The sequence below is a fragment of the Mesorhizobium sp. ES1-6 genome (assembly GCF_020164775.1).
In the GTDB taxonomy this organism is placed as follows: Bacteria; Pseudomonadota; Alphaproteobacteria; order Rhizobiales; family Rhizobiaceae; genus Mesorhizobium.
Genome location: NZ_JAIUGU010000002.1, coordinates 572,136 through 596,619, shown reverse-complemented (window position 1 = coordinate 596,619; position 24,484 = coordinate 572,136). Strand labels below are relative to the sequence as shown.

Annotated in this window: 21 protein-coding genes and 1 tRNA gene; 9 read left to right on the top strand and 13 right to left on the bottom strand. The window is 65.2% G+C overall.

The annotated features are described in order from the left end of the window. The first annotated feature begins 126 nt into the window (after positions 1–126). Genes LB564_RS07525 through LB564_RS07510 form a run of 4 tightly spaced genes read left to right on the top strand, consistent with a single transcriptional unit; the run spans position 127 to position 5,970 of the window. Entirely contained in the window at positions 127–1,698 is a 1,572-nt protein-coding gene (locus LB564_RS07525; RefSeq protein WP_224536263.1) for a phytoene desaturase family protein, read from the top strand. Next, the gene (locus LB564_RS07520) at positions 1,698–2,180 is read left to right on the top strand and encodes a MarR family winged helix-turn-helix transcriptional regulator (protein WP_224536261.1); all 483 of its coding nucleotides are present in this window, start codon (positions 1,698–1,700) and stop codon (positions 2,178–2,180) included. The genes LB564_RS07525 and LB564_RS07520 overlap by 1 nt, the downstream gene beginning before the upstream one ends. Before the next feature lie 60 nt (positions 2,181–2,240). Then, complete coding sequence (locus LB564_RS07515) at positions 2,241–4,394, top strand: indolepyruvate ferredoxin oxidoreductase subunit alpha (protein ID WP_224536259.1); 2,154 nt, start codon at positions 2,241–2,243, stop codon at positions 4,392–4,394. Next, positions 4,387–5,970, top strand: coding sequence for an indolepyruvate oxidoreductase subunit beta family protein (locus LB564_RS07510; RefSeq protein WP_224536257.1), 1,584 nt, complete (start codon positions 4,387–4,389; stop codon positions 5,968–5,970). The genes LB564_RS07515 and LB564_RS07510 overlap by 8 nt, the downstream gene beginning before the upstream one ends. On the opposite strand, the gene LB564_RS07505 is transcribed toward LB564_RS07510, so the two are convergent. Next, on the bottom strand, positions 5,953–7,716 hold the full coding sequence (locus tag LB564_RS07505) for a sulfatase-like hydrolase/transferase (protein ID WP_224536256.1): 1,764 nt from the start codon (positions 7,714–7,716) through the stop codon (positions 5,953–5,955). The genes LB564_RS07510 and LB564_RS07505 overlap by 18 nt on opposite strands. 493 nt (positions 7,717–8,209) lie before the next feature. Between LB564_RS07505 and LB564_RS07500 the strand changes: the two genes are divergently transcribed. Beyond that, the gene (locus LB564_RS07500) at positions 8,210–11,620 is read left to right on the top strand and encodes an acyl-[ACP]--phospholipid O-acyltransferase (RefSeq protein ID WP_224536254.1); all 3,411 of its coding nucleotides are present in this window, start codon (positions 8,210–8,212) and stop codon (positions 11,618–11,620) included. A 52-nt stretch (positions 11,621–11,672) separates the two neighbouring features. On the opposite strand, the gene LB564_RS07495 is transcribed toward LB564_RS07500, so the two are convergent. From LB564_RS07495 to LB564_RS07450, 10 genes are all read right to left on the bottom strand, one after another. Continuing rightward, entirely contained in the window at positions 11,673–12,908 is a 1,236-nt protein-coding gene (locus LB564_RS07495) for a DUF1501 domain-containing protein (RefSeq protein WP_224536251.1), read from the bottom strand. Between the two features lie 47 nt (positions 12,909–12,955). Continuing rightward, positions 12,956–14,488 (bottom strand): DUF1800 family protein, encoded by a 1,533-nt coding sequence (locus tag LB564_RS07490; protein ID WP_224536249.1) that lies wholly within the window; start codon positions 14,486–14,488, stop codon positions 12,956–12,958. 122 nt (positions 14,489–14,610) lie between these two features. Then, positions 14,611–14,892: a GCG_CRPN prefix-to-repeats domain-containing protein gene (locus LB564_RS07485; protein ID WP_224536247.1), complete on the bottom strand. Its 282-nt coding sequence runs from the start codon at positions 14,890–14,892 to the stop codon at positions 14,611–14,613. Positions 14,893–15,000: 108 nt separating this feature from the next. Continuing rightward, positions 15,001–15,456 carry a periplasmic heavy metal sensor gene (locus tag LB564_RS07480; protein WP_224536245.1) on the bottom strand — a complete coding sequence of 152 codons (456 nt, stop codon included), beginning with the start codon at positions 15,454–15,456 and terminating at the stop codon, positions 15,001–15,003. Further along, a complete protein-coding gene (locus tag LB564_RS07475) occupies positions 15,453–15,905 on the bottom strand; it encodes a hypothetical protein (RefSeq protein ID WP_224536243.1) in 453 nt (150 codons plus the stop codon). Before LB564_RS07475 ends, LB564_RS07480 begins: the two co-directional genes overlap by 4 nt. A gap of 103 nt (positions 15,906–16,008) precedes the next feature. Beyond that, on the bottom strand, positions 16,009–16,545 hold the full coding sequence (locus LB564_RS07470) for an RNA polymerase sigma factor (protein WP_224536242.1): 537 nt from the start codon (positions 16,543–16,545) through the stop codon (positions 16,009–16,011). A gap of 45 nt (positions 16,546–16,590) precedes the next feature. Beyond that, the gene (locus LB564_RS07465) at positions 16,591–17,037 is read right to left on the bottom strand and encodes an EF-hand domain-containing protein (protein ID WP_224536240.1); all 447 of its coding nucleotides are present in this window, start codon (positions 17,035–17,037) and stop codon (positions 16,591–16,593) included. 215 nt (positions 17,038–17,252) lie between these two features. After that, the gene (locus LB564_RS07460) at positions 17,253–17,441 is read right to left on the bottom strand and encodes a YodC family protein (RefSeq protein WP_224536239.1); all 189 of its coding nucleotides are present in this window, start codon (positions 17,439–17,441) and stop codon (positions 17,253–17,255) included. Between the two features lie 138 nt (positions 17,442–17,579). Next, the gene (locus tag LB564_RS07455; protein WP_140706352.1) at positions 17,580–17,792 is read right to left on the bottom strand and encodes a hypothetical protein; all 213 of its coding nucleotides are present in this window, start codon (positions 17,790–17,792) and stop codon (positions 17,580–17,582) included. A 176-nt stretch (positions 17,793–17,968) separates the two neighbouring features. Further along, positions 17,969–18,044: transfer RNA gene (locus LB564_RS07450), tRNA-Thr, on the bottom strand. A gap of 288 nt (positions 18,045–18,332) precedes the next feature. On the opposite strand from LB564_RS07450, the gene LB564_RS07445 reads away from it, so the two are divergent. Then, positions 18,333–19,496 (top strand): hypothetical protein, encoded by a 1,164-nt coding sequence (locus LB564_RS07445; protein ID WP_224536236.1) that lies wholly within the window; start codon positions 18,333–18,335, stop codon positions 19,494–19,496. 31 nt (positions 19,497–19,527) lie between these two features. Here LB564_RS07445 and LB564_RS07440 read toward each other — a convergent pair whose 3' ends face one another. Then, complete coding sequence (locus tag LB564_RS07440; protein ID WP_224536234.1) at positions 19,528–21,129, bottom strand: cisplatin damage response ATP-dependent DNA ligase; 1,602 nt, start codon at positions 21,127–21,129, stop codon at positions 19,528–19,530. A 238-nt stretch (positions 21,130–21,367) separates the two neighbouring features. Continuing rightward, positions 21,368–22,378: a ligase-associated DNA damage response exonuclease gene (locus LB564_RS07435; protein WP_224536232.1), complete on the bottom strand. Its 1,011-nt coding sequence runs from the start codon at positions 22,376–22,378 to the stop codon at positions 21,368–21,370. A gap of 150 nt (positions 22,379–22,528) precedes the next feature. Between LB564_RS07435 and LB564_RS07430 the strand changes: the two genes are divergently transcribed. The 3 genes from LB564_RS07430 (at position 22,529) to LB564_RS07420 (ending at position 24,475) form a co-directional block, all read left to right on the top strand. Then, positions 22,529–23,446: a class I SAM-dependent DNA methyltransferase gene (locus tag LB564_RS07430; protein ID WP_224536230.1), complete on the top strand. Its 918-nt coding sequence runs from the start codon at positions 22,529–22,531 to the stop codon at positions 23,444–23,446. Positions 23,447–23,553: 107 nt separating this feature from the next. Further along, positions 23,554–23,913: a hypothetical protein gene (locus LB564_RS07425; protein ID WP_224536228.1), complete on the top strand. Its 360-nt coding sequence runs from the start codon at positions 23,554–23,556 to the stop codon at positions 23,911–23,913. 34 nt (positions 23,914–23,947) lie between these two features. Next, entirely contained in the window at positions 23,948–24,475 is a 528-nt protein-coding gene (locus LB564_RS07420) for an AAA family ATPase (RefSeq protein WP_224536226.1), read from the top strand. Positions 24,476–24,484 lie beyond the last annotated feature (9 nt).

Below are 24,484 nucleotides of genomic sequence, written 5' to 3'. Positions count from 1 at the left end.
GAAAGTCGCGATGACAGCTGATCTCCCCCCAAGAGGGGGAGATGTCCGGCAGGACAGAGGGGGGCGCCATAGAGCGCCAGCCCACGCAATCGAACGCCATCTCCCAGAGACGGCGAGCACCCGCCAATGACCGCCCCCGACCACATCATCGTCGGCAGCGGCATAAACGCGCTGGTTTGCGCCGCGATGCTTGGTGGCAAAGGCGCCAGGGTGCTCGTCCTCGAACGCAACGACCGCATCGGCGGCTGCATGCGCACCGAGGAGATCACCGCGCCGGGCTTCGTCCATGACGTGATGGCGACGACCTTCGTGCTGTTCATCACCTCGCCGGCCTTCGCGGCACTGGGCGCCGACCTCGCGCGCCACGGGCTGGAATTCTGCCACACCGGCACCCCGACCGGCGTGCTCATGCCTGACGGCAGCCACGCGGTGCTCACCACCGACCGCGCCGCCAACATCGCCGCGCTCAACGCGATCGCGGCCGGCGACGGTGACCGCCACGCGGAAGATGTCGGCGGCATCGAACGCGATGCCGGCCTGCTGTTCGGCCTGCTCGGCGGCAGTCTGTGGTCCTATCCCACCGCGAAGCTCCTGGCCGGCGACGCCTGGCGGCGTGGTCCGCGCGGGCTTGCCGCCTTTCTCGGCGACGCGCTGGTGCCGGCGCGGGGTTGGCTCGAAAGCAGCTACCGATCGGAGACCGTCCGCGCGCTCTGGGCGCCCTGGGTGCTGCATGCCGGGCTTGGCCCGGAAGACGCCTTTTCCGGCCAGATCGCCAAGGTGATCGCCTTCGCGCTGGAGGCGGCCGGCGCGCCGATCGTCAAGGGCGGCGCGAGGAACCTTCTTGCCGCCTTCGAGGCCCTGATCCGGGAACGCGGCGGCGACATCCAGACCAGCGCCGATGTCGCCGCGGTCGTCCAGAGCGGTGGCCGCGCCACCGGCGTGCGGCTGACGTCTGGCGAAACCATCACGGCGAACAAGAGCGTCATCTGCTCGGTCACGCCGACGCAGCTTTACGGTCGCCTGCTCGGCAAGGATGCTCCGAAGGACGATGTCGAGGCGACGCGGAAATACCGCTACGGCAAAGGCAATTTCCAGATCCATTACGCTCTCGACAAGCCGCCGTCCTGGCGCGGCGAAGGCCTGGACAAGGTGGCGCTGCTGCATCTGACGCCGGGGCTCGATGGCGTCTCGAAAGCCTGCAACGAGGCGGCGCGCGGCATGCTGCCGGAAGTGCCGACCATCTGTGTCGGGCAGCCGCATGCGCTCGACCCGTCGCGCTGCCCGGAAGGCAAGGCGATCCTGTGGCTGCAACTGCCCGAGGCGCCTCGCCACATCAAGGGCGACGCCGCCGGCAAGCTGCAGGCACCGGCTGATGGGCAATGGACCGACACGTTGCGCGAGGCCTATGCAGATCGCGCCGAAGCGATCCTCGCCAGCCATATCGACGGCTTCAAGGACAGCGTGATCGCGCGCCGCGCCTATTCGCCGGCCGATCTCGAGGCGATGAACATCAACCTGGTCGGCGGCGATCCCTATGGCGGCTCCTCGACCATCGACCAGGCCTTCCTGTGGCGGCCGTTCAAGACCAGCCGCAACCACCAGACCGGCATCAAGGGCCTCTATCATATCGGCGCCTCGACCCATCCGGGCGCCGGTCTCGGCGGCGGCTCCGGCTTTCTCTTGGCGGGGAAACTGTGATGGAACAGAAGGTCGCCGAAAAACGCCAGCGCATCTCGACCCTCGGTCAGATCGGCCTGCAGCAGTTCGCGCCCTATCTGATGAACCGCATCATGGGCCGCTACAACGCCACCTTGCGTGATGATTTCCGCAAGCAGGGCCTGACCATTTCGCAGGTCCGCACGCTGGCCGTGCTGTCGGTCACCGACGGCGTCACCGTCAACGACCTCTCGGTCTACACCGTGATCGAACAGTCGACCCTGAGCCGCACGCTGGACACGCTGGAGGGGCAAGGCTTCGTGCGGCGCGAGCAGGGCGTGAGCGACAGCCGCATCCGCCATGTGTTCCTGACCGACGAGGGCCGCGCAGAGTTCACCCGCGCCTGGCCGGCCATGCATGACGCCTTCGAGGCGATGTTCGACGATATCGACGATGCGGAATATGCGGCACTGATCGCCACACTTTTGAAGATGCTCAAGAACATTCGCAAGCACGACATCTAGATGTACGCGCCGCCAATCCCGGGCGAATAAGGGGCCGGGCGGCAACGGAAGGAGGCCAAAATGGCCGAACGGTCTTTTGCCAAGGAAGTCGAGAAGCTCAGGCTCGGCGCCGGCGAGGAATTTGCCGGCGAGGGCATCCTCGCCATCACCAAGGCGCTGCTGCAATGCGGCGTCGGCTATGTCGGCGGCTACCAGGGCGCGCCGATCAGCCATCTGATGGACGTGCTGGCCGACGCGCAGGACATTCTGGGTGAACTCGGCGTGCATTTCGAGGCGAGCGCCTCGGAAGCCACCGCCACCGCCATGCTGGCTGCCTCGGTGCACTATCCGATCCGCGGTGCCGCGACCTTCAAGTCCACCGTCGGCACCAATGTCGCCTCCGACGCGCTCGCCAACCTCGCGTCTGGTGGCGTCACCGGTGGTGCGCTGATCATCGTCGGCGAGGATTATGGCGAGGGCTCCTCGATCATGCAGGAGCGCAGCCATGCCTTCGCCATGAAGAGCCAGGTCTGGCTGCTCGACCCGCGCCCCAATCTGCCATCCATCGTCAAGGCGGTGGAGGATGGTTTCGAGCTGTCGGAAATCTCCAACACGCCGGTCATGCTGCAGGTGCGCATCCGCTGCTGCCACGTGCACGGCCATTTCATCGCCAAGGATAACAAGCGCCCACCAATGACGGTCGCCGATGCACTGGACGCACCACGTCGCGACACCGGCCGCATCGTGCTGCCGCCCGCCTCCTTCCTGCACGAGAAGGAGAAGGTGCAAAAACGCTGGCCGGCGGCGGTGGATTTCATCGCCAAGCACAAGATCAATGAGTTCTTCGGCTCGGATCACGGTTCGGTCGGCATCGTCATGCAGGGCGGCATGTACAATTCCGTTATCCGCGCGCTGCAGCGTCTTGGCCTTGCCGACACCTATGGCGAGACCGATGTGCCGCTCTACGTGCTCAACGCCGTTTATCCGCTGATCGATGACGAATTCCTCGCCTTCTGCGAGGGCAAGCAGTCCGTGCTGGTCGTCGAGGAGGGGCAGCCCAACTATATAGAGCAGGCTTTTGCCGCCATGCTGCACAAGGCCGGGCGCGGCACCCGTCTGGTCGGCAAGGAGCATCTGCCGATGGCCGGCGAATATACCGGCCAGGTCATGCTCGACGGCATCGGCGCCTTCCTGCGCGCGGAGGCACCGCATCTCTTGCCCGGTGAAGTGCGCGCGCCGAACAAGGTCGGCGACGGCGTCGACACGGCCGATCTGATCAATGTCGTTCCAGGACGACCGCCCGGTTTCTGCATCGGCTGTCCGGAGCGGCCGATCTTCGCCGCGACCAAGCTGGTCGAACAGGAACTCGGCAAGCACCACATCGCCTCCGACATCGGCTGCCATCTGTTCTCGATCATGCCGCCTTTCGAACTTGGCGCCACGACGATGGGCTACGGGCTCGGGCCGGCCTCGGCCTCGGCGTTCAATTCGCCCGACGCCAAGCGCCGCTCGATCTCCTTCGTCGGTGACGGCGGCTTCTGGCACAACGGCCTGACCTCCTCGATCGGCAACGCGGTGTTCAACAAGAATGACGGCGTCATCGTCATCGTCGATAATTTCTACTCGGCCGCCACGGGTGGGCAGGACATCCTGTCATCGCGCGCGGGCAACAAGACCAAGTCGACCAAGCACCCCATCACCGAAGCGGTGAAGGGCATGGGCGTCAAATGGCTGCGCCATGTCGACCGCACCTACGACGTCGGCAAGATGCAGGACACGTTGCGCGAGGCACTGACCACCGAAGAGAAGGGGCCGAAGGTCATCGTCGCTTCGTCGGAGTGCATGCTCAATCGCCAGCGCCGCGAAAAGCCGCTGGTCGACAAGGCGATCAAGGGCGGGACCCGTGTCGTCAAACCGAAGTTCGGCGTCGACGAGGACATCTGCACCGGCGACCATGCCTGCATGCGGCTCTCCGGCTGCCCGTCGCTGTCGGTGAAATCGCTCGACGATCCCTTGCGCGACGATCCGGTGGCGTCGATCGACCAGAACTGCGTCGGCTGCGGCAATTGCGGCGAGGTGGCGGACGCCGCGGTGCTTTGCCCCTCCTTCTACCGCGCCGATGTCGTGCACAATCCCGGCCGTTGGGATCGTTTCCTGCAAAGCGCGCGCCGCACTGTAATCAGCCTGATGCAGCGCCGCCGCGAGAGCCGCCGTCTGACGTTCGCCGATGCTTGACCAGAACTCGCCCCTGCGCCCGAAATCCGGTGCCGCTGACAATGAGTCGGTGATCAAGCTCGCCGTGCTGGCCGTCGGCGGCCAGGGCGGCGGCGTGTTGGCCGACTGGATCACCGATGTCGCCGAACGCAACGGCTATGTCGCGCAGTCGACCTCCGTCGCCGGCGTCGCCCAGCGCACCGGCGCCACCATTTATTATATCGAGATGGCCCGCGACACCGGCCGCCTGCCGATCTTCGCACTGTCACCCTCGCAGGGCGACGTTGATATCCTGATCGCGGCGGAACTGATGGAGGCCGGCCGCGCCATCATCCGTGGCTTTGTCACGCCCGATCGCACCACGCTGATCACCTCCTCGCACCGCATCGCCGCAGTGTCGGAAAAGATCGAACCGGGCGACGGCAGGGCGTCGTCATCGAACGTGCATGCGACGGCCGAGGCCGCCTCCAAGCGCTTCATTGCCTTCGACATGGAAAAGATCGCCGCCGACAATGGCTCGATGATCTCGGCCAGCCTGCTTGGCGCGCTGGCTGGATCGGACGCGCTGCCGTTCACACGCGAAAGCTACGAACAGGCGGTCAGTGCCGGCGGCCGTGGCGTGAAGGCCAGCCTTGCCGCCTTCGGCGCAGCCTTCGACCGCGCACGCGGCGCGGCGGCAGCACCTTCGCCAAAGCCGGCCGAGCCGGCGATTGTCGAATCCGCGTTGGGTGCCGGGCGTGTGAGCGGCCCGCAAAATCTGCTGCAGGGATGGCAGGCTCTCGCCGCCCGCATCGATCTGATGCCGATCGCGGTGCGCGACATGGCGCTTCGCGGCCTGAGAAAGGTCGTCGATTATCAGGACATCGCCTATGGGCGCGATTATCTCGACCGGCTGGACAAGGCCGTGGCCATGGACAGCGCCGGCCACGGCCACGCCCTGTCCATCGCCGCCGCCAAGCATCTGGCCAACGCCATGTGCTACGACGACATGATCCGCGTCGCCGATCTCAAGACGCGCTCGACGCGCGACAGGCGGGTGCGCAAGGAGGTTGGCGTCAAGGACGGCTCGGTCCTGCAGGTGACCGAGTACTTCCATCCGCGCATCGAGGAGTTCTGCGGCACGCTGCCGGCGGGGCTCGGCAGCTATATCGAGAACCGGCCCAAGCTCGCCGGCTTCCTCGACCGCCGCATCAACCGTGGCCGCCGCATCCGCACCGACAGTTTTGTCGGCTTTGCCGCTCTGTGGTTCATCGGCGGCCTGCGCCGCTGGCGCCGCCGCCTGCTGCGCCACGAGGTCGAAATGGCGCATATGGAACGCTGGTATTCCTTGGCGCTCAGCCACGTGCCGCAGGACTATGCGCTTGCCGTCGAGATCCTCAACTGCCGCCGGCTGATCAAGGGCTACAGCGACACGCATGCGCGCGCCCAGTCGAAATTCGACCGTGTGCTGTCGGCGCTGGATCTGCTCAAGGGCAGGCCCGACGCCGCCGACTGGATCCGGCGCCTGCGCGAGGCGGCGCTGAAGGACGAGAAGGGCGACATGCTCGACGGTGCGCTGAAGACCGTGGCGACGCTGGGATCATCTCCCGTCACCTGAGATTCCCGCCTTGGTTCTAGACAATTGGAGCCGTTGAAGCGGCGCCGCCTGCGGGAACAGGTGCAGCAATCCCGAATCGACGCGCTTGCGCAGATGCGCATCCACCGCGGCCCGGTCCCGGCAGCCATGGAATCGGCCGCTGCAATGATCGCGCAGCCGCACGAGATCAGCCATCATGGGCGACATCGGCAGGCCCGCCGCATCGAGCAGGCTCGCGCTGAGGAAAGCGACATCGAGCGGCGCCGTGTCGGGCATTGGATGGCGAAGCGGATGATTGAAGGTCGAGAGCGTGTAGAAGGTGCGGTAGGCAAGTGAATCCGGTCTTGCCAGCGCGTCCTCGCCCGCAATGGCATCGACGAGCGGCTTTGTCGCCGAAGACTGATGATCGCCAAATTCGAGCACCACGGCGCCGCGTTCGCCGGCTTCCGCTTCCCGGCGTTCCAGGAACGCTTGTAAATCTCCGCGTGCGATCGCCATGCGGCGCAGATATTCGCCGGCCTGGAAATCGTCGGAGAAGGGTTCACCTTCCACCTTCAACTCCGCTTCCATCCGCCCCTCATAGGGGGAATGCGGGAACATGGTCTCGATTTCGAGGAACAATGGCCGTGCGTCTTCCTGCCGGTGCTTTGCGATGAATGCCTCGGCCGCGTGATAGTAGAAGTCGTCGCGCAGATGGTAGAACGGCGCGGCGATATCCTTGATGTCCAGGATGGTCTCGAAGCCGATCGATCTCAGGAACGGCCCTTCATTGACGAAGGTAAAATCCATCGGCGTCATCACAGCGGTACGGTAGCCGCATCGCGCCAGAATCTCCGGCAACGCGCCGGCGACCTTGTCCTGTAGCGTGATTGTCAGATAAGGGCTTCGCCAGCCGAAATCCGTGGCCGAAAGGCCGGTCATCAGCGACAAATTGGTGATCCAGGTGCCGCCGCCAAAGGTTTCGACCTGCATCGGGTGCGCTTCGCCGGCTTTGGGGGCGAAGTGCTGTAGAAATCCCGCACCCCTGGCGATCTGGGGGAAGTTGGCGGGATCGGACTGGCTTTCGCTGAGCACGAAGAAGATGTCGGGAAGCGTGGCCCGGTCACCGCAGTCCACCGTATCGGCGAAGGGCGGCTGCGGCACGACGGCCTGCAGTCGCTGCTCGAAAGCCGGCTCGACGACCAGATTGCGCAGATCCATTAGCGAGACAAAGAAGGCCGACATGTGCCGGCCTTGCATATAGTAGAAATAACGGTCCTTCGACGCCTCGGCTGGAAAGGTCAGGGGCACCAGGGTGACCAGCACAGCCAGAACCACGGCGCGCACCGATACGGGCCAGCCAAGCTTCCGGTCGGCGCGAAAGATCAGGATCGCAGCGGCGATGCCAAGCGCCAGTGCCATGACAACCGGCAGGATGAGATGGAGATAGGAGCCGACGATGAAGCGATACACTTCCGGATCCCTGGAGACGAAGACGGTGTCGTAGAAGTGCAGCGAAAAGCCCTTCATGCGGAACTTGATCGCTGAAATCAGCGTCAGCACGCCGACGATCATCCAGGCGAGGTAGGCGGAAAAGGCGAGTCGCGATGTGGCCAGGAACAGGGTGCCCGCGACGACCGCCACCAGCGCCAGCGAGAACGGCACCGACAGCCATTCATGCTCGACCCTGCCGGCGGCGAGAATGCCGGCAAGGCTGACCACAACCAGCATCAACGGATGGCATAGCAGCCGCAAAAGCTTCTGAAGCTGAGCTAAAGGTTTTCTCATGGATAGGACTCAGCATAATTTTGGGAAACTCTTCGATTAATTGCACCGCCAGAACAAACACATAGTGAATTTAACGTTAATTCCGCGATACTGGGCCGCCCTTGGGCTTGCATCCGCAAGCTTGTCGAACGACGGAAGCGTCATCAGTCGGCCCCAATGGTGCTGCTTGGTCGGCGCGTCTTTCCAAACGGCCGCAAAGGGGTGGCAAGGGCGTATTCCCGGTTCGGAGGATCCCCTGAAAAAGTCATGAACATCGTTCATTTTTGCCTTGAACATTGTTCATGAAATGATATGCTGCAGAAATGAACACCGTTCATGGTGCGGTCATCCATGTCATGGGACGACTGGAGGATCCGCCGCCGCCATCATTGAAGACGACAAGACGCAGCAAGGAAGTTTAACCAGCTCACTGTTATCACCGGGATTGAAACAGTGCGCGCAACCGCGAGGCCAAAGGCATATTGCCGAATGGGTCTCGCCAATGGAAATCGCCATGACCACGCATCTGATGCTGTCGCGACGTTTTGCACCCCTTTTCTGGACGCAGTTCCTGTCTGCTTTCAACGACAATTTCCTCAAGAACACGCTGGTGTTCCTGATCCTTTTCACGCTCGCCGCCGGTCAGGCGGCCTCGCTGGTCACCTTGGCCGGAGCCGTGTTCATGGCTCCTTTCCTGTTGCTGTCGGCGCTCGGCGGTGAAATCGCCGATCGCTTCGACAAGGCGCTCATCGCCCGCCGGCTGAAATTCGCCGAGATCGGCGCCGCTGCCGTCGCGGTCGTCGGCATCGCGCTGTCCTCCATTCCCGTGCTGATGACCGCGCTGTTGATGTTCGGCGTCATCTCGGCACTGTTCGGGCCGATCAAATACGGCATCCTGCCCGATCATCTCGAGGGCAAGGAATTGCCCCGCGCCAACGCCTGGATCGAATCGGCGACCTTCGCCGCCATCCTTGGCGGCACGATCGTGGGCGGTGTCGTCTCCGCTGACGGCATTGGTGTCGCCGTCTTCGGCCCGATGATGATGATCCTGGCGGTCGGCTGCTGGTTCGTCAGCCGCTATATCCCCTCGACCGGTTCGGCCGCGCCGAACCTTGTCATCGACTGGAATATCTTCCGCTCGACATGGCGCCAGGTCAGTGAATTGCGCACCGACACGCGCATCTGGCGCGCCGGATTGATGACCTCGTGGTTCTGGCTGATCGGCGCCATCGTTCTTTCGATCCTGCCCACGCTCATCAAGGATCAGCTTGGCGGCAACGAGATCGCGGTCACCGCCTATCTCGCGGTGTTCGCCGTTTCCATCGCCATCGGCTCGGGGATCGCCGCCTGGATGTCCCAGGGCCGCATGGTGCTCCTTCCCGCGCCGGTCGGCACGGCACTGCTGGCGCTGTTCGGCCTGCACCTTGCATGGACGATCTGGAGCATGCAGCCCTCGCCCAAGGCCGAAACACTTGGCCTCTTCTTCGCCGGGCCAAACACGATCCGTGTTGCGATCGACCTTGCCGGCATGGCCATTTCCAGCGCCTTCCTGGTGGTGCCGACCTTCGCCGCCGTGCAGGCCTGGTCGCCCGAGGCGCGCCGCGCGCGCGTCGTCGCCGCGGTCAGCATCGTCAATGCCGGCTTCATGACGTTGGGCGGCATCCTTGTCGCAGCCATCCAGGCGGCGGGCGTCTCCATCGCCACCGTGCTGTTCGGGCTTGCCGCCTTCAATGCCGTGGCCGCCTGGCTGATGCTGAAATATCTGCCGACCAACGCCTTCCGCGACTTCGTCTCCATCCTCTTCCGCGCCTTCCATCGGCTGGAAGTGGAAGGCCTGGACAACCTCAAGGCGGCTGGTCCGGCGCCCATCCTGGCGCTCAACCATGTCAGCTTTCTCGACGGACCGCTGGCGTTGACGCTGACCGATGAGGAGCCGGTCTTCGCCATCGACTACACGATCGCCCAGGCGTGGTGGATGAAGCCGTTCCTGAAACTGACCCGCGCCCTGCCGCTCAATCCGGCCAAGCCGATGTCGACGCGCACGCTGATCAAGATCGTGCAGAACGGCGATCCGCTGGTCATCTTTCCCGAGGGCCGCATCACCGTCACCGGCGGGCTGATGAAGGTCTATGACGGCGCCGCCATGGTGGCCGACAAGACCGGCTCGATGGTGGTGCCGATCCGTATCGAGGGGCTGGAGAAAAGCCCCTTCTCGCGGCTGACGGCGCAGCACGTGCGCCGCCGCCTGTTCCCGAAGGTCAAGGTGACCATCCTGCCGCCCGTCAAGCTCAAGGTCGCCGAGGAACTGAAGGGCCGCAAGCGCAGGGCCGCCGCCGGTGCCGCGCTCTACCAGGTGATGTCCGATCTCGTCTTCCAGACCCAGCACATCGACAAGACCGTGCTCGAAAGGGTCATCGAGACGGCGAACGAGCGCGGCATGAAGCAGCTCGCCGTGCAGGATCCGGTCGCGGGTTCGCTGAGCTACGGCAAGCTGCTCACGGGTGCCGCGGTGCTTGGCGAGAAATTCGAGACGCTCTATGCCGGACAGGACACGCTCGGCATCATGCTGCCCAACGCCAATGGCGCCTGTGCCGCTCTGCTCGGCGTCATGTCCGCCGGTAAGGTCCCGGCGATGATCAATTTCACCGCCGGTGCCGCCAACATTCTGTCCGCCTGCAAGGCGGCGCGGGTAAGCACCATTTTGACCTCGCGAGCCTTTGTCGAGCAGGCCAAGCTCGGCGCAATCATCGAGGAGGTTGGCCGGTCGGTCAACATCGTCTGGCTCGACGATCTGCGCGCAACCATCGGCCTCAAGGACAAGCTGCTTGGCCTGTTGCGCAAGGCCACGCCCAGGGTTGCCCGCAAGGCCACGGACCCGGCGGTGATCCTGTTCACCTCGGGTTCCGAAGGCACGCCGAAGGGGGTCGTGCTCACCCACCGCAACATCCTGGCCAATGCGGCACAGGCCGCCTCGCGCATCGATTTCCATTCGGGCGACAAGGTGTTCAACGTGCTGCCGATCTTCCATTCGTTCGGCCTGACGGCGGGCACGGTGCTGCCGCTGGTTTCAGGCGTTCCCGTCTATTTCTACCCGTCGCCGTTGCATTACCGCATCGTGCCGGAACTGGTTTATGCCTCGAACGCGACCATCATCTTCGGCACCGACACCTTCCTCAGCGGCTACGCGCGCACCGCGCATCCCTATGATTTCCGCTCGGTGCGCTACTGCTTTTCCGGCGCCGAGCCGGTCAAGGCCTCGACCCGCGAAACCTATATGGAGAAGTTCGGCCTGCGCATTCTCGAAGGCTACGGCGTTACCGAGACGGCGCCGGTCATCTCCATCAACACGCCGATGTACAACAAGTCGGGCACGGTCGGAAAAATCATGCCCGGCATGGAATACCGCCTGGAACCGGTGATCGGCGTCGAGGGCGGCGGGCGGCTGTTCGTGCGCGGCCCCAACGTCATGGCCGGCTATCTCAGGGCCGAAAAGCCTGGTGTGCTCGAACCGCTGCGGGACGGTTGGCACGACACCGGCGACATCGTCAGCATCGACGATGCCGGCTTCGTCAGCATTCGCGGCCGCGCCAAGCGCTTTGCCAAGATCGGCGGCGAGATGATTTCGCTGGCTGCCGTGGAAGCGTTGGCGGGCGAATTGTGGAAAGGGTCGCTGTCGGCGGTCGCGACCGTGCCGGATCCGCGCAAGGGCGAAAAACTGGTGCTCATCACCGAGGCCGAAAAAGCGACGCGCGCCGAGTTTCTGGCCTTTGCCAAGGCAAACGGGGCGATGGACCTGATGGTGCCTGCCGAAGTGCGCGTCGTGGCGCATGTGCCGGTGCTCGGCTCGGGCAAGATCGACTTCGTCGGCGTGACCAGGCTGGTACGCGGCGAAGCCCTGGAAACCGCCAAGGTCGAGGCCGCCTGATCTCCGGGGAGAGCGAGACGACGGCGCGATTTTTCGCGGCGTCGTGCGTGGTTCAGGCTATCAGGTTCATCATCGGCTTCACCACTCCCGAGTCCGGAAACACCTTGTCGCCGAGCACCGCGGCCGAAAGTCCGAACTGGTCGGCGAGCAGGCCTTTCAGCACCGCCCTGACATCGCTGGTCGGCGCAAGGTCGCGCTGCTGGTAGAGTTGCGCCGGCTTCAATCCCGGCCAGTCGGCGATGACGCGGCCGCCCTTGATTGCACCGCCGGCGAGCAGCACGACCGTGCCGGTGCCGTGATCGGTGCCGACCGTGCCGTTGATCCGCGCCGTTCGGCCGAATTCGGTGATGGCGACGATCGCCGTATCCTTCCAGCGCTCGCCGAGACCTTTTTCGAATTCCTCGAACGCGCCGTCGAGGCCGCCGAGCAAGGTGGCGAGCCGGCCGGTCGCGCCGCCTTCGTTGACATGTGTGTCCCAGCCGTCGAAGGCCAGTGCCGCGACGCGTGGCCCGTCATCGGCGGCGATCAGCCTGGCCGCGCCCTGCGCGGCCTGCCGCATGCCAGCGGCGCTGTCGAGGCCGCCCCTCGGTTTCATTGCCTTGGCGCCCATCTCGTCGAGCGCCATCCTGTCGGCGTCGAGGCCCTTTTGCAGCGCCACCGCCAGCACGGGGTCGCGATGCTGGTAAAGATCGAGAACGCGCGCCGCGAGGTCGCCGGCCGGCGCCGGCAGCGATTGCGGCGCCCAGCCGAGCACAGGGGCCGCGCCACGGATCACCAGTGGCGTCGACGGGCCGACGGCGAGGCCGCCGAGCGTTGCCACGCGGTCGCCCGCCGGCAGGCTTTCGAGCGCCCGGTTGAGCCAGCCGGTGGCGACATGGCCGGGGCCGGCAAAGCCGCTTTCCAGAACATCCTGCCCGTCGAAATGCGAGCGCTCGCGATAGCCCGTCGCGGCAGCGTGCACGACCGCCGCCTGGTTGGCCTTGAACAGCCGGGCGAACACCGGCATCGCCGGATTGACGGCAAAGAAACCATCGAGCCGCAGCGCTGCGTGCGGGCCGGAGAGCGAGAGCGCAATGTCGCCATGCAGGCCGGCATAGTCTGGATCGCCGACCGGGCCGACCGCCGACAGGCCGTCGAGCGCGCCGCGCAGCACGATGACGATCAGGCGCGGGTCGCGATTGTCGGCGGCCCGGGCGAAGCGCGGCAGATAGGCCCAGGCAAACAGCGCGCCGCCGGTCATCAGCACGGCACGGCGGGAAGGGTGAGGGGTTTCACACAGCAAGGTCATGACTTCGTCTCCATGGGAGTTATGGGCGCCGGACCTGTCCGCTCGAACTATCGTCGCTGGAATTCGGGCGCCATCAGCAGCAGCGCCAGGCCTTGCTGCTTGGACTCGGCGCGGCCGACCGCCTGACGCGTCTCCGGCGAGGCGGAAGGCCCGATGACCGCGTCGAGCATGTCGTTGGGGTTGCCGATATCCTTCACTTGCCGGGCAGCCTGCCAGGCGATGTCGAGGCGGGTTTTCATGCCTTCCGCCGACGCCCAACTGTCCCCCTGGTCGGAAAAGCCGTTCGGTCCCGGCGGCTGCCAGAGCGGCTCGCCCAGCGCGTTCAGCCAGTTGAGCGACTGGCCGGGATCGTTCGGTCCCGGGCCGCCCGCCCGCTTGATGGCGGCGACATAATCGAAGGGCGAGCGCATCTTGGCCAGGGGCGTCGACCATGCCTCCGGCATGTCGATGAGCGCCGCCGCCAGCGCCCTCAGATTGCCGTCGTTCTTGAGGAACACCTTGGCGAGACGCGCGACCGCCGCCGCCGGCGGATCGTCCGAAATAAAATGGCGGGCGAGTTGCGTGGCGATGTGTTGCGCGGTCGCCGGATGAATGGCGATGTCGTTGAGCGCGGCCTCCGCCTGGCCCACGCCGCCGGCCGGATAGGTCTTGCCGAGCAGCACCGCGTCGCCCGGTTCATGGGCGTTGGCGTTGAAGACGGAACTGCCCGGTTCGCCCAGCCGTCCTTCCCGCCCGGCCATCGTCCAACCGGTCAGGATACGCGCGAAGCTGGTGACGTCGGCCTGGGTGTAGCCGCTGCCGACGCCGAGCGTATGCAGTTCTAGGATTTCGCGGGCGAGGTTCTCGTTGAGGCCGCGCTGCCGGTTCTTGCCGGCGCGGGAGTCCGGCCCGATCGATTGCTGGTTGTCGAGATAGAACAGCATGGCCGGATGCCGCTCCACCGCTATCAGCATGTCGGCGAAGCGCCCGAGCACGAAGGGCCGGATGGCTTCGCGTTCGAAGGCGCCGGCGCTGGCGCGCACGATGTTGTCCTTGGCCACGGAGACGCAGAAATGGTTCGACCAGAAATAGACGAGCCGCTCGACGAAGCCGACCTCCGCCCGCAAGGCCTTGTCGAAACGGGCCTGGGCTTCGGCCCGGTACAGGGTGGCTTCAACAGGTGGTGTCGCCGGGGTTGGCTTGGCGGGTACCGCCTGCGGCGAGCCGGCCGGCGCGCTCGCCTTCATGGCCGCGCTCGGCATGGCCGGAGCAGTCGATATGGGCGCGGCGGCACCCGTCGCTGCCGGGGCCTTCGCCTTCGCTGGCTGCGCGGCTGCCTTCGCCAGGCCTCTGTCGAGCTTGCGCTGGAAACCGGCCGCCATGCTGGCCTGGATCGCCGGCGTGCTGCCCAGGAGATCGGCATAGGCCGGATCGTCATAGGCGATCATGGCGATGTCGGGCTGCCGAAGTTCCGCCTTGAGATAGCCGCGCGGATCGCCGGCCATTCTGTCGCGGTCGCCCGGGCGGGCTCCAAGCCCGAAACGGTTGAAAATGACGAGGACGGGATCTGGCGGCACGGAGCCTTTAGCCGGGATGGCCATGTCGGCTCTCCATGGTTGGATCACACGCGCGATGCGCGACGCCCGATCGGGCTGTTTCCTGAACGCTCATACCGGCGACGGGAACCGGGCAGGCGGGGTGCCCGCCCGGCTGTTCCGCACGCTTACCAGTGGTGCCAGCGGTGCCAGTGACGGTGCGGATGCCCGACATAGAATGCCGGGCCATGCCAGTAGTGGTAGCGCGGATACACCAGGACACGGTTGGGAACGCAGCGTCCCCACGGGTTGGGGTGCCAGCCGGGTCCGCAACCCCAGGCCACATGCTCGATCAGCGCCGAGGCGGCCGGTTGCGCCACCATCGGCATGGCGGTGGAGGTCGCGATGGTTGCCGCGGTTCCGGTCAAGGCGAGGACGGCTGCTGCCGCATACTGTGTCAGACGGTTCATGACGATACTCCGAATGTTCTGCGAGAATGAAAACCTGTCCGTGCCGATTGGTCCGGCAGGCTGCCCTTCTCCTGGTTAAACGGCCCCACCGGCGTTTTCCGTCGCTCGTCACGGCGATTTTTTTGGCTCTGCCGCCGGCACAGGCCCGGCGCGCCTGGCCAGCCCGTCCGCCAGCACGGCGCGATCCCCTGCGGAACCCGCCGCCGCGTACTCGACGATGCGCTGCTCAAGCCGCGTGCGCAGGGTGATGTCGGCATTGCGGGCCCGCTCCAGGGCCGCCGCCAGCGCCGCCTTGTCGAGGACGGGTTGCCGCAACAGATCCGCCGCCTCGCGCCTGGCCTTCTGGCCGTCGAGAATAATGTCGCGCGACTCGCGGCGCACCTCGCGCAGCGCCTTGCGGAACAGCATGCGCTGCTTGTCGGGAAGACGGCCGCCGGCCGCTTCCAGCGAATAGCCCTGGGCCGGCTTGCCGCTTCTTATCCAGACGGCGCCGCCGGCAAGCGCGCCGGCCAGGAAGACATTCAGCACCACCGACGCGACGGTGAGGTTGCGGCCTGTACTCATAAGTCCTCCTCGATCGTCTCGCCATCGGGCCCGGCGTCGCCGAACGCCGTCGCGTTGGCATCGAGTACATAATGGTCGGACGGAACCTCTGGGGTAACGATGCTCACCATGGCCAATCCGGTCACCGCGCCGGCCAGGCCAATGCCGGCCAGCCCCAGACCCAGCCACCAGACGCGCCGGCGCCGGCGCTGGACGAGATGCCGGTCGGCGATCCGCAGGATGCTGCCGTGAAGCGCCGCGCCGGGCGCCGTGACCTCGTAGCTGTCGAGCAAGGCGTCGAGTTTCCCGGCGTGTCCCAATATGGCCGCGCCTGTCTCGCTCGCGGCGAACATCGCCCCGGCCGCGCGGTCGGCCTGCGGCCACCGCCACAAATCGCCGCCATAGGCCGCCGCCAGAGCCGCGAAGCGCTCGGCATCCATTGCCGGCTCGTTCCTGGACCCATCAGACATCACTTTGTCCTTTGCCGGTTGGCACGTATCCGGACGGATTTCCGGGACCTCGCCGGGCGCTCGCGAAATACGGTGAACGCTTCGCATTCATGGCCGCCCTTTCTCACTCATGGACACCCTCCCTGGCCAGGATCATCTGCAAGGCCCGCCGGCCGCGCGAAAGCAGGCTTTCCAGGGCATCGACACTGATCTCCATGGTCGCGGCCGCCTCTATGTTGGACATCTCCTGATAGTAGACCAGGATGATCGCCTCGCGCTGGCGCGGCGCGATTGCCTGCAAGGCCTGCTCGACCCGGTGCGGCTCTTCGCGGGCATCGGGAAGCGGGGCGGGATCGACAATGTCGGGAACCTCGTCGGTCACCCATTCGCGGCGCCGACGTAGCCGGTCGTAGCACAGATTGAGCGTGACGCGGTGGATCCAGCTGTCGAAGCGTGCATTGCCGCGCCGCCAGCCGGATGCATGACGCCAGATGCGCACAAAGGTTTCCTGGGCGACATCCTCGGCCTCCGCCGCGTCGCCCAGCATGCGCGCGGCCAGTGCCAGGATGCGCGGCAGCTTGCGCGCGACGAGCATCCGCACCGCCTCCGGCTCGCCGGCACCGACCCGGCGAACCAACTCCTCGTCCGGGTCGGCGCTCATCGGCTGGCGCACTCCCGATGTCCATCACACGTCATAGCCTCTCGGTCATTGCTCCGGCTTGGGAGCGGATTTGTGGCCCGGCATCTCGTCGGCCGTCAGAATGCCGTCGCCGTTCTTGTCCAGCCTGGCGAAGCGCTTGGCGAAGAACGCGTCGAGCTCGGCCCGGTCGATGAAGCCGTCATGATTGGAATCGATGCGCGCGAAGGATTTGGCGGGATCGCCCTTGATGTTGCGCTTGGCCTGGAAGGCCTCCCACTCCACGAGGCTGATCTTGCCGTCGCCGTCCGTGTCGGCGGCCATGATCGCCTTCTCGCGCCGCTTCTGGAACTTGGCCAGGCTGATGTCGGACTTGCCAGTCGGCGATTTGGCAGTAGGGGCGGCGGGCGACGTAGAGGCAGGTGGCGTCGCGGCCGGTGGCTGTGTCGCCGTCTGGGCGAGGGCCGCCGTGGTCAGCAGGCCCAAGGCAGCGGCAAGGATCGAACGGCGTATCATGCTTCACGTCTCCGGTTGGCGCGTCCCGGACCCAATGCCGAGGTCACGCTTCAACCGTTAAACGTCGCGACCCGAGAAATCCGTCGGTCGCCCTGCCGATCCCGCCGATTGCCCGGATGCCGCGCCTTGGCGCCCCCGGGAGAGGGCGGCACGGCATCTCATCCGGCGGGCCTGAAATTCACGCCGGCCGGCAAACCCCGTCGCGAAGGTAAGCCTTACGTCGATTGGTCGGCTTCCACCAACTGATCCGATTTGAAGCCCGCGTGCTGCGGGGTCCACACATCGCCCTCTTTGTTGAACCAGTGGCACAGATACATGCCGGAAGCGGCGCCGTCGCTGACCGTCATCCTCGGGCCTCCCGACTTCAGCTTGACGACGTCTCCGGTCTTGAAAGTGTGGGGCATTTTCGGACCTCCCATGCTGACGCCGGTATTTCATACCAAAACCGGGGTCCCGACAATGGCGGATGGGCCTTCCGGTCCATTGTCTTATGTGGCAATCCGAGGGCGTCGCAAACGAGGCGTCCGTAGCTGCTCCAGCGATTAATCCACCTCGATCACGCGCCGCGCCGGTCTGCCGGCCGGCTCTCGCCGTCGCGCCGGCTCGGGCTTGTCTTGTGCCAATGCCTCCTGCTGCAGTCTCTGCTCCCTCAGGCGGGTTGTCTTGGCAATTCTGGCGTGGCGCTCGGCATCCAGCACCAGCCTCGCCTCACGGTCCGCTCTTGCCAGTTTTTCCTTGTCGACACGCCTTTGCAATTCGAAACCTCCTGTCCGTGAAACCACGGCAGGAAATGTGCGACCCCAACTATCTGTTCCGAAAAAATTAAAACGCCATTTCCATCATTTGTTGTTGAGGTTCGAAAAATCCCGGACTGTCACGTGATTTGCGCGGCACGTTGCAAGCCGCACGATGACCTGACTTGTGGGAAAACTGGTGCCGCTTAGGTGACTCGAACACCTGACCCCATCATTACGAATGATGTGCTCTACCAACTGAGCTAAAGCGGCCCGGGAGGCCGAGGCCTCCAAGATGGGCTGGGTGATAGACTCAACCGGCGGCGAATTCAAGATGCGACTTAGCAATTCTGCAGGGGCGTTCGTCAGGACCTGAAGCAGGCTTCCTCGGTCCTTGCGCACGATAATCGCTCGCAAAGCCCCGATTTTCCTTGCCGGAACATCGCGAAGATGGACTTTGGACGGCCCGTGGAGGCAGAATGCGCTGCCCGCCCGTTGATTGATTGGTCGCCTGCGGCTAACCATCATGAAAGCTTGGGGCAATTTGCAGAGGGATCTCGCTTGGACGCGATCGAAAAAGCGATCCGGAACGCCTTGGAAAAGGGCAATGCCGAGGACCGGGCGTTCCGCGAGAGGGTCTATCGTTCGGCCTTCGCCGCGCTTGACCGTGCGCTCCAGGCCAATCCCGGCGTGACCGTGGAAGTCGCCATCAAGCGCCGCAAGGCCATTCAGGAAAAAATCACCGAAATCGAATCCGAGTTCCTGCCGGCCGTGCCTGGTGTCGCCCCTCGGATTGACGCGGTTGACGCCCCGGCGGTCGAGACCGCGGCTGGCGCGGCACCCGCGGTCGAGGCCGGCCCCAAGGCCCCGTCGGTGCCATCGCCTGCTGTCACCGTCGATGGTCCCGTGCAGGCCGCCTCCGACGCGCCGCGCTCGCGCGTGCTGCCGGTCGTTCCCGACATCATGCCGGACGCCACGCTTCCGGGCGCACCAGCCATCGACATGTCGGCTGCCGCCGCGCCGGGAGCCGCGACGGAAGTGGCGCCAGACCGCGATGAGCGCCGCATTCGCGGCCGGCGCCTTCCGCTGACCGCCATTTTCCTCACGGTCACGCTGCTCGCGGCGGTTGGCATCGGCCTGTTTTTTGCCGTGCAGACCGGTGTGTTCAAGTCGGCGGCCGAGCTTAATACCGCGCCGCCGGAAGCGCCGCCGACCGTCGAGGACGACGATTTCACCCCGGCAGACGGCGCCAACGCGCCCGCCAAGCCCGGCGCCGCGGACCAGTCGCGCGACTGGATCAACGTGTTCTCGCCGGCCGACCCGACCCATGTCGCCGCCCCGTCGGACGCCAAGGCCGAAGTGATGAAGGACGACGCCGGATCGTTCCTGCGCATCCAGTCCGGCGCCTCCGGCTCGGCGATCGCCTTTGACGTTGGCCAGGGCGTGCTGGAAAAGCTCGCCGGCAAGCACGCCGTGTTCGACATCATCGCGCGCGCCGAGGACGGCAAGGACACGCAGATATCCGTCGACTGCAATTTTGGTGAACTCGGCGACTGCGGCCGCAAGCGCTACGCGGTCGGCCAGCAGAAAAACGAATATCTGTTCGACGTGAAGTTTCCCGACAAGCGTCCGGGCTCGGCCGGCACCATCGCCATCAATTCCGACTTCGACAAGCAGGGCAAGGCGGTCAACGTCTACGAGATCCGCGTTTCGATCGAGCCGTGAGCAATTCCAGGAAAACCGTTACACGCTTGCTCTAACGATCGAGCAGCGCCTGCAGCGTCTCGATGCGGTCGGCCTCGTTGGCTGGTTTGTCCCAGCGCAGCCGTGAAATCCTGGGGAAACGCATGGCCACGCCCGATTTGTGCCGGGTCGAGCGGTTCAGCCCCTCGAAAGCGACTTCCAGCACCAGGCCATTGTCGCGATCGGCGCGCACCGAGCGCACCGGTCCGAAGCGCTCGACGGTGTTGTCCCTGACATATTTGTCGATCTGCTTCAGTTCCTCGTCGGTGAAGCCGAAATAGGCCTTGCCGACCGGCACCAGTTCCTCCGCGCCCTCCGGCCCGGACCAGACGCCGAACGTATAGTCGGAATAGAAGCTCGAACGCTTGCCATGGCCGCGCTGGGCGTACATCAGCACGGCGTCCACCGTGTGCGGATCGCGCTTCCATTTGAACCACGGACCCTTCGGCCGGCCGGCGACATAGGGCGAATCCCAGCGCTTCAGCATCACCCCTTCGATGATCGGATGCGGCGGCGCGCGGCGCAAATCCTCGAGCGCCTGCCAGTTGGCGAAGTCGACGAAGGGGGAGAGATCGAAGCGGCTGGGGTCAAGCGTTCCGATGAAGGTTTCGAGGCGGCCACGCCGCTCGCGAAAGGGCAACCCGCGCAGATCCTCTTCGCCGATCTGCAGCAGGTCGTAACAGCGCATGAAGGCGGGGTATTGCTGCTGCATCTTCGGCGTCACCGCCTTGCGGTTCAGCCGCTGCTGCAGGTCCGAAAAGGTTCCCGTCGCCTCGCGCGGATCGCCGACAAGCAATTCGCCGTCGAGTGCGGCGGAAAAGTGCATGGCGTCGGCGAGATCCGGAAAGGCGCCGGAGACATCGTCGCCGGTGCGCGAATAGAGCCTGCGAATGCCGCCTTCGGCCACCGCCTGGACGCGGATGCCGTCCCATTTCCATTCGGCGGCGTAATCCGCCGGATCGAGTTTTTCGAGGTCGCCGTCGCCAACCGGGTTCGACAGCATGACCGGACGAAACAGCGCCAGCGCCGTTTTGCGCGGTTTTTCGGCCTTGCCTTCCAGCCAGGCGAACAGGGCCGTGTAGGGCGGCGACAGCCCATGCCAGAGTTCTTCAATCTCGGCGACGTCGACCTTGCCGAAATCCGCCAGCGCCTGTTTGGCCAGCCGCGCCGAGACGCCGATGCGCAGGCCGCCGGTGACCAGCTTGATGATGGCAAAGCGCGCCGAGATGCCGGCGCTGTCGAGCAGCCCCGTCAGCACTTTCGGCCCGTCGGAGCGGCTTGCGGCCTGCAGCTTGGCCACCACCTCGCCGAGCGTCGGCTCGCGGTTGGCGATCCTGCCCGGCGTTTGCGGCCAGACCAGCGACACCGTCTCGGCGAGGTCGCCGACATAGTCGTAGGAATAGCCGAACAGCACCGGGTCCATGCGCTCGGTGACCAGCGTGCGCAGCATGGCCGGTTTGACGGCGGCGATTTTGAGATCGCCGGTGATCGCGGCCAGCGCCAGGCCTCGGTCCGGGTCTTCCACAGTGCGAAAATAGTCGACCAGCAGCGTCAGCTTGCCGTTGCGCGACGGCGTCAGCACCAGGCGGTCGAGAAGCTCGGCGAAGCGGTTCATGGCTGTATGCACCACGCCAGCAGCGAAAGCCGGCGCGCGGCGCCCCCCTCTGCCCTGCCGGGCATCTCCCCCACGAGGGGGGAGATTGGATGTCGCGTCGGCTTTCGCCAATCTCCGGCGTTGAAAGAGATTCGCCGACGCCTAAATTGCCAATCTCCCCCCAAGTGGGGGAGATGCCCGGTAGGGCAAAGGGGGACGCCGTAGAACTCGGCGGCGGCGATTGGCGGACCTCGATGCATCAATCGCCCTCGTCCTCATACCCGACAAGATGCAGTGGCCTGGCCGCTATCCCTTCCAGTTCGCACCAGCGCACCAGGGCTTCCTCGCGGCCGTGCGTGACCCAGATCTCCTCGGCGCCGGTCTCCTTGATGGTGGCGGTGAGTTCATCCCAGTCGGCATGGTCCGAGATGATCAGCGGCAGCTCGACGCCGCCTTGCTTGGCGCGCTGGCGGATGCGCATCCAGCCCGACGCGAAGCACGAGATCGGATCGGGAAAGCGCCGTGCCCAGCGGTCGGCGAAGGCCGATGGCGGACCGACCACTATGGCGCCGGCGAAATCCTGCTTGCCGCCGCTCTCCACCGTCGCCGGCTCGAGTTCGCCGAGATCGATGCCCTGGCTCTGGTAATATTCGCTGAGCTTGGCCAGCGCGCCATGGATGTAGAGCGGCTTGTCGTAGCCGGCGTCGCGCAACAGCCGCATCACCCGCTGCGCCTTGCCGAGCGCATAGGCGCCGACCAGATGCGAGCGCTCGGGAAATTGCACCGCCGATTTCAGCAGACGGGCGATCTCTTCCGTGTCGGGCGGATGGCGAAACACCGGCAGGCCGAACGTCGCCTCGGTGATGAAGACGTCGCAGCGGATCGGCTCAAACGGCAGGCAGGTCGCGTCCTTCTGCCGTTTGTAGTCGCCGGAGGCGACGATGCGCCTGCCTTGATGCTCGACCGCTATCTGCGCCGACCCCAGCACATGGCCGGCCGGGTGGAAGCTGACGCTGATGCCGTCGAGCGAAATCGTCTCGCCGAGCATGGCTGCCTGCGTCGTCCCGGCAAAATCCTCGCCATAGCGCAGTGCCATGATGTCGAGCGTCTGCCGTGTCGCAAGCACCGAGCCGTGGCCGGAACGCGCATGGTCGGAATGGCCGTGCGTGATCAGCGCCCGGTTCACCGGCCGCACAGGGTCGATGAAGAAATCGCCCGGCGGGCAGTAGAGCCCCTCGGGCCGGGGATGAAGCAGGTCGCTGGCGCGCATGCCCTCAAGATAGGATATAATTCCGTCGCGGGAAGCCTGCTGCTCTAGACTGCTGACTCCCCGGGCAAAGCCTGCTCAATTCGGTTCAGCTTCGGCATGCTTTGCTCTACAGAGATTGCGGCCGGCTACCCTGCCGGTGGAACCATCCTCATGAAACCGCTTCAGACCTCGTCGGGCGACCCGAACGCCGATCGCCGTGCGGACTATGCCGAAATGCTCTTCGCCTCCGGCGATCACACCGCCGCGGCCGAGTTGCTGCTCGGCGCGCTGGAACTGGCGCCGCAATGGGCAATGGGCTGGTTTCGGCTCGGCGAGATGCAGGAGGCATCGGGCAGGCTCGACCTGGCGGCGCAGGCCTGGACGACGTCGCTGAAACTCGATCCGGCCGATCGCCAAGGCGCGGCCCTCAAACTGCAGCTGATTGGCAAAGGTCCGGTCTCCACGGCGCCGCCCAGCGCCTTTGTCGAAATGCTGTTCGACCACTATGCCGAGACATTCGAGGAGATGCTGGTCGGCAAGCTCGACTATAGGCTGCCCGAGGTGCTCGACGCCGCTATCCGCAAGGCAAGGCCAGGCCGCTTCCGCCTGGCGCTCGACCTGGGTTGCGGCACTGGACTGATGGGCGAGAGGCTGAGGCCGATCGTCGACCGGCTGGAGGGTTTCGATATCTCGGCAAGGATGCTGAGGAAGGCGCGGGCGAAAGGCATCTACGACGTGCTGACAAAAGCGGATTTGCAGGATTTTTCCCATTCAGGCGAAAACCCCGATCTGGTCACCTCGGCCGACGTGCTGATCTATATTGGCAAGCTCGAAGGTTTGGCGGCAACGGTTGCCGGCCTGCTCGCCGAGGGCGGCCTGTTTGCCTTTTCCGTCGAGAGCCTGGCGGAGGGCGGCGACTTCGCGCTGCAGCCGTCGCGGCGCTATGCCCATTCGGATGGCTATGTCATACGGACCCTCGAGGCCAACGGTCTCTCGATCGTCGCGCTGGAACCGACGACCATCCGCTGGGATCGCCGCGAGCCTGTCAAAGGCCTGGCCGTCGTGGCGCGGAAAGCTCATGTCGTGTGAGTTGCGAGGGCGCTTCTTTGCCCTGCTGCGAAAAAGTCCGATTTGCGTGCGCGACTGATATTTGCGATCTGGTCGCATCAGGGCGGGATACCAGGAGGAGCAGTTCGATGCGCTGGAACATGATGATCTTGGCGTCTTGCCTGGCAACCGCCGGCTGCGTCGGCAATTCATCGTCCGAGCGCCAGGATGCCAACATCGAGTCCTCGCTGCAGTATGACAGCGTGCCATGCGACCAGTTGCTGGCGCAGCGCAACGGATTGGCGCAGCAATACAATCTCCCGACGACCGCCAAGCCGACCTTCTCCAATCCCGCCATGGGCTTCGGTCCGTTCACGCCTGACATGCGCTCCAAGGCCCAGCGCGACAGCGACAAGGCGTCAGGCGAAATCGATGCCATGAACCGGTCCATCGACCGCCGCGACTGCGGCAAGCCGGACAAGCAGAAGAAGTTCGCTCTGCCTGGCTGATGATCCAATCGTCCATTTAGCAAGGCTCCATCCGGTGAACCTCTCGGACCTCGGCGACCGCATCTGTATCCTGGGGCCGTCCAACAGCGGCAAGTCGACGCTCGCCGACGCGATCGCGCGCAAGCGTGGCCTGACGCCCATCCATCTCGACCTGCTCTTTCATCTGCCCAACACGGATTGGGTGCAGCGTCCGAGGAGCGAATTCATCGCCTTGCATGACGCCGCGATCGCCGGCGAGCGCTGGGTGATGGATGGAAACTACTCGGTTTGCATGCCGCAACGCTTCCAGCGCGCGACGGGACTGATCCTGCTCGACATCTCCACCTCCGCAAGTCTGCTGCGCTATTTCAGGCGGACCCTGATCGAGAGGGAAAGGCGTGGTGGCTTGGAAGGCGGGCGCGACAGCGTCAAATGGGATATGATCCACCACATCGCCGTGGCGACGCCGAAAAACCGCGAGAGATACCGGACAATGTTCGAGCGGATCGATCTGCCGAAAGTGCAACTGTCGTCGGTCCGGGCAATCAAGGAATGCTTCCGGGAATGGGAGTTGGCCAGATGAGCGTGATGC